This is a genomic window from Rasiella rasia (genome assembly GCF_011044175.1).
Lineage (GTDB): Bacteria > Bacteroidota > Bacteroidia > Flavobacteriales > Flavobacteriaceae > Marinirhabdus > Marinirhabdus rasia.
Genome location: NZ_CP049057.1, coordinates 2,256,590 through 2,271,040, shown reverse-complemented (window position 1 = coordinate 2,271,040; position 14,451 = coordinate 2,256,590). Strand labels below are relative to the sequence as shown.

Sequence of the window (14,451 nt, the reverse complement as noted above, 5' to 3'; positions counted from 1 at the left end):
ACATAAAGATGCAAAAATAAGGATTTCAACATACAGTTTCGCTACATTTGTATGACAAAAGCCACACTTTCTATTTTGAATTTATTCGATGTCACCATGCGTATTAAAGGATTCCCAGTAGAGGAAGCACAGGCGCGGTTGCAAGAAATTAAACAGATTCCTGAGGGCAGTTACACACAGTACGTTGAAGATTCTCGCAATACTATTTTCTCTTATCACTTAAAACACACCCCCTTTTACAGACGTTTTATTGCAGACACGGCAACAGCTGTTTGGGAAGATATTCCCATACTTAAAAAAAAGGATTTACAAATTTCTTTACCACAGCGATTAAGTGACAATTTCAACGCAAAAAAAATACATACGGGCAAAACCTCTGGTAGCAGTGGTACACCCCTGCATTACGCCAAAGATTACTTTTGTCACGCACTAACTTGGGCAGGAATTATAGACCGCTTTGGTTGGTATGGGCTTGATTTTAATACTTCGTATCAGGCGCGTTTTTATGGTATTCCGTTAGAGTTTACTGCATATCAAAAAGAACGTGTAAAAGATCGCTTAAGCAATAGGTATCGCTTTCCAATATTCGATCTTTCTGAAGAAAAAATGGAAGAATTTCTAAGCGTTTTCCGAAGAAAAAAGTTTGACTATATCAACGGGCATACGAGCTCTATCGTACTCTTTGCAAAATTTCTGAAACGAAAGAATATAAAATTAATAACTATCTGTCCTACCTTAACGCATTGCATTGTAACAAGTGAAATGCTGTTTCCAGACGACAAAATTTTACTAGAAGATCAACTTGGCGTTCCAGTAATAAACGAATACGGCGCTAGCGAACTCGACCTTTTGGCATTCACCAACACAAGCGGAGAATTTCAGGTTAATAGTGAAAATATCTATCTTGAAATTGTAGATGATGCAGGCAAGCCTGTACCCTATGGAATGCCCGGGAGAATTTTAGTAACCATGTTGTATAATAAGGCCCATCCCTTTATTCGATATGAAGTAGGAGATTTAGGTGTTCTAGACGAAACCTCAACCCTTAAAAAACCGATTTTAAAAGAACTGCTAGGACGTGCTAACGACAACGCTATTTTGGTAAACGGAACGACTGTTCCTGGACATACATTTTATTATGTTGCCAAAAGTTCCATGGGAGAAGATAGCATCGTACATGAATTTGTGATGATACAAAATGCAAAAGACACCTTCACGTTAAAATATGTTGCAGAACGTAACTTAAATAAAACCGAAGAAGAAGCATTACAAGATGCCTTGCTAACATATCTGGGAGTTAAGGTTATACTGAAATGTGAGCGCGTAGAACTCCTTGATCGTAGCAATCGCGGAAAATTAAAACAATTTATTTCTGAACTATAAATGAAGCCTACGCCCATTTTATTGGTTAGCAATTATTATCCGCCAGAGCGCGGGGCGGCTCCCAATAGAATTCAAGTTTTAGCAAATGCACTGCACCGCAAAGGCTATAAGGTAGCAGTAGTTTGCCCAATGCCCAATTATCCTACGGGAAAGGTTTTTGCTGAGTTTAAAGGAAAGCTCTATGCTAAAACAATAGAAAATGGTATTACCATACATCGATTATGGTTGTGGCCTAGTAAATCTTCTAATAAATTTTTGCGCCTTTGCAGCATGCTTTCCTTTTCGTTTAGTTTGAAATGGTTTTTTATTCTAAAGCGCATACCAAAATTGGTTTTTGTTCAGTATTCACCTGTTTTTGTTGGATTTACAGCCGTTTTGTGGAGTAGATTACTTCGAAAAAAGACAGTGCTGAATGTTTCAGATTTATGGCCGTTGGCCGGACTAGAAATGGGTTTGTTACGCAAGGGCTTCTACTATTCTATTTTAGAGGCTATGGAGCGATTTTGTTACCGTAGTTCGCAGCTTATTTTGGGGCAATCTGAAGAAATTTTATCACATATAGCGTCAAAAAAACTGAAAACACCAGTATTATTGTATCAAAACTTTCCTGCGTTTACACCTCCAACATTGGCAGCGCAGCAAACCAAATTACCAATAAAAATAGTCTACGCTGGGCTATTGGGTGTTGCTCAGGGAATTTCAGAAATAGTAAGCACTATAAACTTTCCAGCGCATGTAGAGTTTCACATCTATGGCGATGGACCTGAGGCCAATTTACTTGCGCACCCGAAGAATTTACAAGTAATCTATCACGGTACTGTAGCTAGAGACATCTTACACGCAGAATTAGCGACGTACGACATAGCATTTATTCCGTTAGCAAAACGTATTTATGGCTCTGTACCCTCAAAAATATTTGAATACGCTCGTTTAGGTTTGCCATTGCTTTATATGGGAGGAGGTGAAGGAGGAACCATTGTTTCGGAAACTGGATTAGGTTGGGTTCTTCCAGTTCAAGACTATCTAGGACTTCAACAATTTATTGATGATATAACGCAGGATGAAATTCAGAAATTTCCGAAGAAGTTAGTACAAGAACGTGCAGTAGCCAATTTCAATTTTGAAGCACAGTTTAATTCCTTTTTAAGAGCAATCGACTCGATTTAATACGCTTTTTCTTCACCGCGAAGTGCATTGTATACGGTCTGAAAGACAATCTTAACGTCTAAAAAAAGAGACCAGTTCTCTAGATAAAATATATCGTATTTAACACGATTAATAATGTGGTTGTCATCTTCTACTTCACCTCTGTAGCCGCTAACCTGAGCAAGTCCCGTGATACCTGGTTTAATAAAGTGACGCACCATAAATTTATCGATTCGCTCTGCGTACATGTGGGTATGACTTACCATATGGGGTCTTGGTCCTACAACAGACATTTCACCTTTAAGAACATTAATAAACTGAGGTAGTTCATCTATACTTGTCTTTCTAATAATTCTTCCAACCTTTGTTACCCTTGGATCATTCTTACTAATCTGATGCAAATCTGCCATTGGGTTAGGTCGCATTGAGCGATACTTGTAGCAGTTAAATTCTTTGTAGTCCAGACCGTTTCGCTTTTGCTTAAAAAATACGGGGCCCTTAGACTCTAAAGTGATTAACAAAGCAAGAATTGGTGTGAGCCACGAAAGTACCCCTACTATAACAAGGACAGATAATACAATATCGAAGCTTCTTTTAATAAATTGGTTAAAGGGCTCGTCTATGGGTATCTTTCTCATGGAAAGTATTGGAAGCACGCCATAATAATCGAAATCGAGCTTTTTACTATAAATTTCTTTATTGTCTGGTAGAAATTTGAGCACTTTTAGGTTGTTATCCGCAAAATCGATAAGCATGGTAAGTTGCTTATTACTTAATTGCCCGATTGAGCTATAAATTTCGTCTACATCATTCTCTGTAATGTACTTAAAGCAGTCATCTAAATTTTCGTCCCCATTTTTTATATCGAAGGTGTTTTTTAATCTGTAACCATATTCTGGATTCTTATCAAAGAATTTACGCAACTGGTCGGTTTTCTTATTAAGGCCAATAATAACCACCTTTCTAGAGTTTCCGCCGAAGCGAGACCGATAGCGTTTTAGGATAAAGAAAATGGTAAATTTTATAACTGAAATAATCAACAAAACCCAAAGCACATAGAGTACAATTTGCCAAGCGTTGATATCAAGTTCATTATAAAAACCGAAAAAGGAAAATACAATTAGAAAGAAAACAATTCCTTGTTTACCAATAAGTGACATAATTTTAGACACATGGGTAAAGCGATAGATATCGTAAAAATTAGATTTAAGCGAAAGGATAATCCACCCCACTAAAACAAAAACACCAAACTGAAAATAGAGTAGTTTGTCTTCAAAAAAGTAATAGGCAAGCAGGAAAATAATGGTAAGATCCAGTATATAAGAAATAGGTCGTAAAAACCCCGAGTATCTTCCGCGTTGAAATATCATTAAGACCTGTTGTGTTTAGAAAAATCTTTATGCTCGCTTTTAAAAAGCTCTTCTTTAGATAGGCTCTTAAAATATTGAAAGGTTGTTTTCATGCCTTCACTTCGAGATACTTTTGGTTGCCACCCAAGGATTTCTTTTGCCTTTTCTATGTTTGGTTGTCTTTGTAATGGATCGTCTTTTGGTAGCTCTTTAAAAATTACTTTCTGATTAGTCTCTGTAAGTTTAATAATTTCTTCTGCAAACTCCAGAATGGTAATCTCGTCTGGATTGCCAATATTTACTGGTAGCGAATAATCACTTAGCAAAAGCTTGTAGAGGCCATCTACCTGATCGTCTACATAGCAAAAAGAACGTGTTTGTTGGCCATCTCCAAAAACGGTTAAATCTTCGCCTCTTAATGCCTGACCAATAAATGCTGGGATTACCCTACCATCATTCAGTCTCATTCGTGGGCCGTAGGTATTAAATATTCTGGCAATTCTAGTTTCAAGACCATGAAATCTATGGTATGCCATGGTGATACTTTCTTGAAAGCGTTTGGCTTCGTCATAAACGCCACGTGGTCCTATGGTATTTACATTTCCGTAGTATTCTTCGCTTTGTGGATGAACCAGCGGATCGCCATATACTTCCGAAGTTGATGCAATTAAGATTCTAGCATTTTTTTCCTTTGCAAGTCCTAAGAGATTATGTGTGCCTAACGAGCCTACTTTAAGCGTCTGTATAGGAATCTTAAGATAATCTATCGGACTGGCAGGCGAAGCGAAATGAAGGATATAATCTACCTGTCCAGGCACGTGTACAAATTTAGTAACGTCGTGGTGTGAAAATTCGAAATCTTCTTTCTCAAAAAGATGCTCAATATTCTTAAGATCTCCGGTGATTAAGTTATCCATGCCCACAACACGATAGCCTTCTGCCATAAATTTATCACATAGGTGAGACCCTAAAAAGCCTGCGGCTCCAGTTATGAGAACAGTTTTTTTCATTTAGTGTGCGGTTTTTCTACCAATTGAGTAGTACGTAAATCCTTCGGCATGTATGTCTTCAACATTGTATAAGTTTCTACCATCAAAGATGACAGGCTTGCTTAAAAGTTGCTTTAGTTTTTGATAGTTTGGTGTTCTAAAAATGCTCCATTCTGTACATATAACTAATGCATCTGCTCCCTCAAGAGCTTCGTACATACCAGAAGCATACTGTAATTTATCCCCAAATTGTTTTTTAATATTGGGCATTGCTTCTGGATCAAATACTGAAAGTGTCGCTCCTTTGTCTAATAATGCATTCATTACATCAATAGCCGGAGCCTCTCTAATATCGTCTGTTTCTGGTTTAAAGGCTAGCCCCCAAATTGCAATCTTTTTCCCAGAAAGCTGATGCTCAAAATAGTCTTCAATTTTAGGTAATAAGATGGTTTTTTGCCTTTTGTTTACTGAAATAACTGCGTCAAGAATCTGAAACTCGAAACCTTGATCTCTCCCCGCTTTTTGAAGTGCTTTTACATCTTTAGGAAAGCATGACCCGCCGTACCCAATGCCCGGAAACAAAAAACGTTTGCCAATTCGGCTATCGGTACCCATCCCAACACGTACTTTGTCTACATCGGCTCCAACTTTTTCGCAGTAGTTAGCCACTTCATTCATAAAGGTAATCTTAGCTGCCAAGAATGAATTAGCGGCATATTTAGTGAGCTCTGCAGATTTTTCGTCCATAATAATTATGGGGTTGCCCGATCTTACAAATGGAGCGTATAGTTTTTGCATTAGCGCAGTTGCGCGATCGCTACTAGACCCAACTACAATTCGTTCTGGCTTTAAGAAATCGTCTACCGCAAAACCTTCACGTAAAAATTCTGGATTAGAGACCACATCAAAATCACATTGTGCGTTTTTCGCGATAACCGCTTGAACCTTCTCTGCTGTACCTACTGGTACGGTGCTTTTATCTACAATAACTTTGTATTCTTGAATTTTCTTCCCTATTTCTTCGGAAACGTTAAGTACATAACTTAAATCTGCAGAACCATCTTCATCTTCTGGAGTGGGTAGTGCTAAGAATACTATCTCACCATGAGCTAAACCTTCGTCTAGTGAGGTGGTAAAAGAAAGCCTGTTTGCATTAATATTGCGCTCAAAAAGTACATCTAAATGAGGTTCATAGATGGGTACAATTTTGTTTTTCATCTTTGCCACTTTATCGGCATCAATATCTACGCAAACTACTTCGTTTCCTGTTTCTGCTAGGCAGGTACCAGTTACTAGGCCTACATACCCTGTTCCTATTACGGTGATTTTCATCTGTATACAATATTTTTAACTATGAAGATGGAATGCCCCTTTCAATCATCTCCCTTCTATTTGCACATTGGTTATGGGCATTTCATTGTTTTATTCTTTCAGCACTATCAATTGCGTTCTGAGCGGCAAAAGTACAATTTGTTATGCTTTTACGTAATTAATCTTTCTTCCTTTTGCGGGGTTATTGGCTTTATTAAAAGCATGATTAAGACAAAGCCTACATAGTACGCCCCAATTTGCCTATGAAATAAATTTTCGACTAAAAGGAAAAGCACTAAAGAGCACAACAGAGCTGTTGGAAAAAACTGTCGCTTATTTCTAAGAAAAACAAAGAGTATAAATCCAACAAACAAAAGGATACCTATAGCGCCCGAAGCTAAGTAAATATCTAAAAACTGATTATGCGTATTGTACTTTGTGGCCATTAACCATGCCCGTTTTTCTTTATCATCTACGGTATCTTGATAACAACTTAGTAATTCTTTGTTGGTTTTGGTGAAGCCCATACCTTGCCATAGAAAATTGTTTGTTTCTGAAATCTTAAGGGCACAATTCCATATTATGGTCCTTGGCTCCATTTCAAGGGTGTTAGCAACCAGCCCCTGGCTTTCTGTATCGGCAGGAGTGTATAGTATCTTCTTTCTAAAATCGTTGTTTAAAATGAATGTTAGCGCTAAACCCAAAAATAAGGTTGCAGCCACAAAAATTATTTGTGTGCTTTTGCTTCTTCTGTAAAAGATGCCTAGAATAAACAGAACAATTAACGCGATAATGGCAATTCGAGATACTATAAGTAATATGAAAAACACATTCAGGATAATAGCTCCAACGTAATATCTGTTGGACGGATGGTATGTTTTCTTTAATGATGAGTAACTCGCTATTATACTCAATATACAAAGCAAACCAAGGTAAATTCTATCTACTAACATCGCTTCTATCAAGTTACCAGAATTTAAAAACTCAAACTCGGCCCCTTGATATACGCCCACAACGATACTCACTGTTGAAAATATAATGGCAGCAACAGATGAAAATATAATAGCCTTCTTAATTTTTTTAAACCCCTGAATAGGCACATAAAGTATCGCCAACCCCATGGCTAATGCTATTTTTTGAAGCACAGAACTGTCTGCTTCTAGTCTACCCATGCCTAATGCTAAGAAGAAAACAAAAAGAATAAAGGCGATAAACAAAATCGTTGGAAGTCGTTTTAACTTGTGCAAATCTGCTTTTGTTACCACAAATGGAAATGAAACCGCCAGTACAATAAGCAGAATATTAGGTAGGGCCCTCATGTACTCATCGAATGGAATGGTAAGGTACAACAGTAAAAAGACGTAAGGATAAATAGAAGACAGTAGTATTCTCATAACTGTTGTAGGCAGGTTTTTATTGAGAAACGAAAGATAGTGAGAAAAATTGGGTTACATCGCACGTACCAAAGATGGTCTTGGTGCGGTATTGTTGCGTCACTTCTTCAACTTTTCTTTTATAACTAGCCAAATAAACTTACTGTTACCAACAAGATACCGTTTCCACATGCGTCCAGGTTCTTGAAGAAACCTATAAAACCACTCAAGTCCTGCGTTCTGCATCCAAACGGGGGCGCGTTTGGTTTTTCCTGCTACGACGTCGAAACTACCTCCCACACCCATAACAAATGGGACAGTTTTTAATAGTTCGCGATGATTGTATAGAAAGTTTTCTTTGATAGGAGAGGTAATAGCCACAAAGAGCATGTGTGCGCCGCTATTGGCAATTTTCTGAGCAATCTCGGGTTCATCTTCTCTTGTAAAATAACCATTGCGATACCCCGCAATAATAGTGCTGTTGTATTTTTCTTGGTAAATTTCTGAAACCTTTTGCACTACTTCTTCTTTAGCCCCAAGGAGAAATATTTTCAGGTTTTGTTGGTGTGCCATCTCAACCAGGTTATGCATTAAGTCTATACCTGCAACACGTTCTTTGAGGGGTTTTCCTAGCATTTTAGCTGCCCAAACTACGGCCTGTCCATCTGCGTTAATTAGGTCACTTTCGTTGACGCTTTTCCGCAGGGCAACATCTTTTTGCATGGCTACAATTTTACCCGCATTTACAACGACATGGTGGATTTGTTGTTTTTCTGAAATGGTCTTTGACACCAAACTCAACGTCTCTTTCATAGAAAGATTATGGATGGTGGTATTTAAGATGTGTATTTTAGGTAGGTGTTGCAAGCCCTTGAAAATTTTGGGCAAAGGTACAATTAGTTAAGTAACTTTTTCTTTTTTAAAGTTACTCTCAAAATATCCTTTAATAAGCACCAAATAAAACGCCATGATAGTTTCATAAAAGAAATTAGCGCTAAACGCCATGAGGATAAAGGTGCCTACTAAAAAGATTGCTGTGATCTTGTTTAACCTAAAAGTTACAAATAATTTACTGAAAATCATGAGATATACTACGCTCCCTATGATTCCGAAGAAATATAAAAGATCTAAAACACCAAACTGGCTTCGAAAGTGCATGTCATATCCTCCACCAAAAAGGTAATTGCGCCAAGTCCATTTTTCTTGCACCAGAGGCAACAGTTCTTCTAGTAAATGCTGATCGCGCAACGACACCATGGCAGAGAACCACCCGCGTTCCTGATATACCACGTTGAGAGAATCTGACTTAGATAGCACCCAAACCAACCCATCCTTAAAATAGACAATCGCGACAACCGTTGCAACAGTTATACCCACCCAATGCAATTTATTTTTATGACCATTATAGGTCGTCCAAATAAAAATGGCGATAAACATAATAGCTAAGAAAATTGCTTTCGTGCCTAGCAACAAGGATGCTAAAAAGACAATCACTAGTGGTATTATCTTTTTCTTATTTAGTACAAAACATTCGGTTGCATAATAAAACAAGGCAATCCAATATATATACGTCCCTGCGCCAGAGCGCAAGATTAATCCATTCACCCCAAAACGCTTTCCGAAGCCATAATAAGTGTTAAACAGGTTTAGCTCAAATAAAAACCCAACAAAGATGAGTATAGAATTTACAATAATAAACACTTCAAAAACCTTAAAGAATAGCGGGTAATATTTCTTAACATCTGTAATTGTTGTTACATAGATAAGTGCCAAAATAACATAGAGGTATCTGTCTAAAAAGAGTATGTTTTTCTTCAGTAAATCAAATGGAACCCATCCCAGTTGCCCCAACATAAAAAATAATACTAATACAAATACAGGCCATAGTTTTTTGATATTATCACGTGCGATCTGTACAATAAAAAAAACTTGTAAAAGCAACTTTAAAGCCGCCGATATTTTAAAGAAATGCCAGTATTCCTTAAGGCATATTTTGTAGGCAAATTCGCTTAGTACCAACAACACAAAAATTAGTGCCAGCGGATTTGCAACGAGCTGCCTAACTTTATTTGTTATTCTTACTATCATACCATATAAAAAATGAATACCAGAGGCTAAACAATACAACACCTGCCTGTCTTGAAAGATACGATTCTACCAACATTGCTAATGCCATATACAATGTAAAAATTGTTGCATACCGATATCTAACCACAACTGGAGTGATTAAAACAGCTAAAAAAACTATTAAAATAACGACCCCATATCCTAATAAAAACTCTAAGTATTGGTTGTGTGAATTGTATCGTCTATATTTTATAGCAGAGCTCTGTTCTATTTTGTTCGACAATGTTTCGCGTATATTTTCACGACCTATACCTACTGCTAGATTATCCCTTGCTACCATAAAACTGTGCTTCCACAATTCTGATCGAGCATCGGTTTTCTGAGTTTGATTGGTTAAAAACGTTTCAGTAATTCTTTTCTGGGCAGCAGCAGATTGTGTTATCCAAAGGGCTCCGACTAGCAATAAAAGGATACAAATTGCAGTATAAATTCTTCTTATTTTCTTTGGAAACTTTAAAATCGTTAAACCAATTAAAATGATAAGTCCCAAAATTAGTGGAAGTCTCGCTTGCGAAATATACATGAAAAGGAATGCAATTAATGTAATTACAATCAACTTGAAAGACGGTTTTTTCTGGATGTACTGAAAGAGTAGCGGAATTAAAATAATAGCTGAAAGATAGCTTGAGTGCCAATATAATTCTAATGTTTCAAAGAAAAAGTCTGTAAAACTATAGGCTGTTTGTAACAGCACATATCGCTCTATAATTGCAAGTATTAGCAAAACTACATAGGTAAAAACAGCCCATTTAAAGCTGTTAAAAATTTTTCCTAATTCCTTTAATGCAATCCCAATAAAAACAAAAGGAGTTAATAGAAAGTACATATAGTCTCCTGCTTCATTTAAAAATACATCAGGGTATGCGACAAGATTAACGAGTGCAATTGCCACAAATAGCATCGTTAGGGGAATAAATTTGATAAAGTGCTTAGTCTCGAACTTTTCGCGAGCAACGATAAAGTGTGCAATAGCTAGAGCTACAGAAACTGCCATAAGAACGTGAGAAATAATATTCCAAAAAGGGAGGAGTATCATCCACAGGTATAACAAGTAAATTCTAGATTGATATAGAATTGAGCCTTCTACTTTAAAAGTATTTAAGCCCCGTATTATTATTTCATAATATTTAGCTCCGCAAATAACAAATAGTAAAAATAGTATTGTGCAAGTAAGCCATGATAGAGGTTTGAACTGTTTATTTCTTGCTATTTTTTCGAACGCTTGAACATCTATCATCAACCATCCGTTAGCTGCCTTGTTAGACGTTGCTGTGATGCTTTCAGAAGTTATGACCGGAACCACATTATTACTAGCGTATGCGACAAATTTATCTAGATCGCTAATGTCCCAAGTTTTATTATTTGAAGAGATGCTTATATCCTCAATCTTAAAAACTCCTTCTATACTCGAACTCCAATACAAACCTAAAAACTGAATCCCCTTAGATTCATTTATTGTAGTGCTTATTTTCTTTGAAGCACCCGACGAAATTGGGATTGTTTTTGTGTTGTATGTTTCGCTGCTATATTTTGGGGTTACTGTAAGCCAATTAAATGTATTAAAATTGGCTGCAGCTGTATATTCTATAGTTATAGGATTGTACTTGTTCTGATATAAAAAGAAAGCATGTGCTATATTGATTAAAATTACCGCCAAAAGCGAAAAAAGCAAAATCTTAATCCAATTTCGTTTTTGCATCGATTGGTTTTAGCTTCTTGTTTTAATTAACTTTGCAGGAACTCCTCCTACCACGGTGAAAGGCGCAACATTTTTAGTGACAACAGAATTGGCACCAACAATAGAACCTTCACCCACAGTAATGCCAGGTAATACTACTACGTTTCGTCCTAACCAAGCATTGTTTTCAATGACCACTGCATTCGTTTCGGTATCGCCTTGCAAAACCATTGGTGTTTCTAAATCAGCAAATTCATGCGAATTGGTATAAATTGCCACATTGGGAGCAATCATAACGTAATTTCCAATACTAATTTTTCCTTGTAAAAAAACATGCTCGTTCACGCGAACGTGTGTTCCTATCTTTAAATTTTTTGCGTCTGAGATGTAAACACCATTCTCGAATTTTGATTGTTTGTCGTTTGGCATTAATTTAAGGGCCTTAGCAACATACCACCTACGAAAACTATTGAACCCTCCCCATAATCTAGAATGGGGTAGTTTTTGAATAAAGAGATAGTATATAACTAATTTTAATTTATGCATTCCACTTTTTAAATTTAAACAACGAAACATGTGCAATCATAAGGCCTACAAAAATCATAATTATAAATCCAAAATTGTTCAGAAACATTGGGGTAAACATTCCTAGTGCCAGAGTAAATAACAACAGGAAATTCTTAATAAACCTGCTTGATGATTCTCCAACGATAGTTTTAGCTTCAAACAATTTATATATAAAAAAGAAGAGTATAAAAATTCCGATGCCAATTTCTGTAAATAGCGTAAAAAGAAATGCGTCATAAATAGGGCCTTTAGACCCAATCGCTTTCCAGCCAAGCATGTCTTGTCCAATATTATACTTTTCATAGATGTCGGTCATCCAAAGAGATACCCTAGAGCCAAATGTTCCTGGGCCTGAGCCAAACGGAAAATGGTCTGCATAAATTTCTAAGGACCTTCGTATGATCTTCCATCGAATATAATCTTTGTCTAAGGCAACAGAATTTGCCTTGCCAAAAAATGCCAGATAATATACAATCAGACCACAAAACACAGTTGTGAAAAAGATGAGCCTTTTGAGCCACCGATTGATTAAATTTCTGGATGGGTAGGGGAAAAACACTAAAAATACAAATACGAAAAAAACCTCTTTTCGAGAAAAACTTAAAACGCCTAAAAGAATCGCAAGAACCAGATTAAAAATATGGTGTCTTTCCATTTTTAGTTTTAAGGAATAGTGACAGTAATGCCAGATAGCAACAAAAAGCATGATAAAAATGGCTAGGCTTGGTCCAGAGCCAAAAAACGAAATAAGATAAAAGTAATTAATTCCTCTTCTTACACTATGAACACCCATAAAATTTCTGAAAACAGTATGGTTATAGGCTTCGAAAAATGCTAGAATTGCAATTACATAAACAAAAACGCTCATGATTCGTTTAAAAGAAATTGCCGTTTCCCTTTTTTGATCTCTCGACAGGGTCATGAAGTAAAAAAAGTAAAAGAAAAATTGACTATAAATGACTACTTGAAAAAACCCTAGAGGATATATCCCCCTGTAGATCACAAGCAAAGAACAATATCCTATAAAGGCAAACATGAGCAATGCCAGGCTATTCAATTTCTTCCTGCTAATCAATACAATCAGAAATGCCACAAAAACAGACACACTTAATAATTCATTAAAGATATTAATGCTCCAGCCAGCCTTTTTAGCGAATTTATCGATAAAAGGCTGCAGAATAAGCAGCATAAATAGAATGTTTCTTAAATGCATTTCGCGGCTTTAGCTACGTTAACAAAATAATTTTCAACAAAATAAGGTATAGGAAACTTACCTTTTCTTTGTAAGTGACCTTGATTAATTGGTTCGCCATTTTCTATCAATGCAATATCAGCTGCATCAAGGTCGAAATATTTTTTAGGTAAATTGTCAATATTGTATAATATTGGTTTTGCTCCTAAATATATACCTTCGATTACAGTTGTTGAAAAAATAGTAATGTTAAAATTACTTGCTTTCAACACATCATAGGTAGAAATTTCTGGTAATACAATAATATTATCTTCCTTTGTATAGAGTTGGATATCTAAATTTGGTTGCTTTGGTCTAATAATAAAAAGCCAATTCGTGTTTATTTGTGCCTGAGCTATCACCCATTGAAGAATTTCTTCGTCTCTAATAGCCTGTAGAGTTACACAAAAAATAATTTCATATTGTTTTTTGAAATCTTCTAATACTTTAGGCGCCTGGCGCACTTTCACAAGATCTAATTGAAAACTCCCTACTTCTTTAATTGATTTTTCATCAAATATGAATGCATGGTTTCGTGCTTCTTTTTCAAATGTACCAAAGCTAAGTAAGGTGTCTGGATAAAACTCAGGAAACTTTTTTTGGGCATTGTAAAAAGGATGCGTGTTTCCTATAAAACCATGTTGAGGCTCAAGGACGGGGATGTTTAGCATTTTTGCAGCATATACAATACTTACCTTCGTAAAACTACTCAAAACGAAAACTGCTTTTGGCTTTATTCGTTTAAACAACTTTCTAAATAAGCGGTATTCAGCTAACTTATCTTTTAGCACTTTATTTACATTAATCGATATTTTATACTCTTTGAAAATTTCTTGTAAAATATGTCGTCCTTCAACATGTATTGGAATGCTTATAGAAATGAGTTTTGTTAAGAATTTAAATGGCAAGTCAGACATTACATTATGAGAATGTAATTGTTCATTTGGCAAGTGTTTTTCAATCGCCCATTCAATAAAAAGGCTCTTGTCCTGACCTAACAAGTCTGCCCATGCATCATAATAAATATCAAAATACGCCTCATTATAATACACACGTTTATCTGTGTTATTAAAATACAGGTACTCATATTTTTTTAGTGAAAAAAGCTTACTTAAGCCGTAGAAAAAATTCTTGATAAGTAACCTTTTTCTGCGCGTTCTTAATTTGTTACTGTACTGTACATTTTTCTTAAGAACTTGAAAGTAAACTGCTTGGCGTATAAGAGGCCAAACGGGTGTGCCATCCTTCAAGCAAATAGCCTCTACATCGTATGTGCGTTCAATTAACTCAAGTACGT

General features: G+C 36.2%; 12 protein-coding genes. 2 read left to right on the top strand and 10 right to left on the bottom strand.

Going from position 1 to position 14,451, the window contains the following annotated elements; genetic code table 11:
- Window positions 1–51 precede the first annotated feature (51 nt).
- Together G5B37_RS10275 and G5B37_RS10270 are read left to right on the top strand one after the other, a co-directional pair.
- Entirely contained in the window at window positions 52–1,383 is a 1,332-nt protein-coding gene (locus G5B37_RS10275; protein WP_263649784.1) for a phenylacetate--CoA ligase family protein, read from the top strand.
- A complete protein-coding gene (locus tag G5B37_RS10270; protein ID WP_164679946.1) occupies window positions 1,384–2,550 on the top strand; it encodes a glycosyltransferase family 4 protein in 1,167 nt (388 codons plus the stop codon).
- Here G5B37_RS10270 and G5B37_RS10265 read toward each other — a convergent pair.
- The 10 genes from G5B37_RS10265 to G5B37_RS10220 form a co-directional block, all read right to left on the bottom strand.
- Window positions 2,547–3,899 carry an exopolysaccharide biosynthesis polyprenyl glycosylphosphotransferase gene (locus G5B37_RS10265; protein ID WP_164679945.1) on the bottom strand — a complete coding sequence of 451 codons (1,353 nt, stop codon included), beginning with the start codon at window positions 3,897–3,899 and terminating at the stop codon, window positions 2,547–2,549. The genes G5B37_RS10270 and G5B37_RS10265 overlap by 4 nt on opposite strands.
- On the bottom strand, window positions 3,899–4,888 hold the full coding sequence (locus tag G5B37_RS10260; RefSeq protein WP_164679944.1) for a UDP-glucuronic acid decarboxylase family protein: 990 nt from the start codon (window positions 4,886–4,888) through the stop codon (window positions 3,899–3,901). The genes G5B37_RS10265 and G5B37_RS10260 overlap by 1 nt, the downstream gene beginning before the upstream one ends.
- On the bottom strand, window positions 4,889–6,199 hold the full coding sequence (locus tag G5B37_RS10255; RefSeq protein WP_164679943.1) for a UDP-glucose dehydrogenase family protein: 1,311 nt from the start codon (window positions 6,197–6,199) through the stop codon (window positions 4,889–4,891). It lies immediately after the preceding gene.
- A gap of 149 nt (window positions 6,200–6,348) precedes the next feature.
- Complete coding sequence (locus tag G5B37_RS10250) at window positions 6,349–7,572, bottom strand: O-antigen ligase family protein (RefSeq protein ID WP_164679942.1); 1,224 nt, start codon at window positions 7,570–7,572, stop codon at window positions 6,349–6,351.
- Window positions 7,573–7,671: 99 nt separating this feature from the next.
- Window positions 7,672–8,364, bottom strand: a complete 693-nt coding sequence (locus G5B37_RS10245; RefSeq protein ID WP_164679941.1) for a WecB/TagA/CpsF family glycosyltransferase — start codon at window positions 8,362–8,364, stop codon at window positions 7,672–7,674.
- 87 nt (window positions 8,365–8,451) lie between these two features.
- A complete protein-coding gene (locus tag G5B37_RS10240) occupies window positions 8,452–9,639 on the bottom strand; it encodes a hypothetical protein (RefSeq protein ID WP_164679940.1) in 1,188 nt (395 codons plus the stop codon).
- On the bottom strand, window positions 9,617–11,377 hold the full coding sequence (locus tag G5B37_RS10235) for an O-antigen ligase family protein (RefSeq protein WP_164679939.1): 1,761 nt from the start codon (window positions 11,375–11,377) through the stop codon (window positions 9,617–9,619). Before G5B37_RS10235 ends, G5B37_RS10240 begins: the two co-directional genes overlap by 23 nt.
- A 9-nt stretch (window positions 11,378–11,386) precedes the next feature.
- Window positions 11,387–11,785: an acyltransferase gene (locus tag G5B37_RS10230; RefSeq protein ID WP_263649783.1), complete on the bottom strand. Its 399-nt coding sequence runs from the start codon at window positions 11,783–11,785 to the stop codon at window positions 11,387–11,389.
- 109 nt (window positions 11,786–11,894) lie between these two features.
- Window positions 11,895–12,791, bottom strand: a complete 897-nt coding sequence (locus tag G5B37_RS10225; RefSeq protein ID WP_164679937.1) for a hypothetical protein — start codon at window positions 12,789–12,791, stop codon at window positions 11,895–11,897.
- 335 nt (window positions 12,792–13,126) lie between these two features.
- The gene (locus G5B37_RS10220; protein WP_164679936.1) at window positions 13,127–14,404 is read right to left on the bottom strand and encodes a hypothetical protein; all 1,278 of its coding nucleotides are present in this window, start codon (window positions 14,402–14,404) and stop codon (window positions 13,127–13,129) included.
- Window positions 14,405–14,451: the final 47 nt, after the last annotated feature.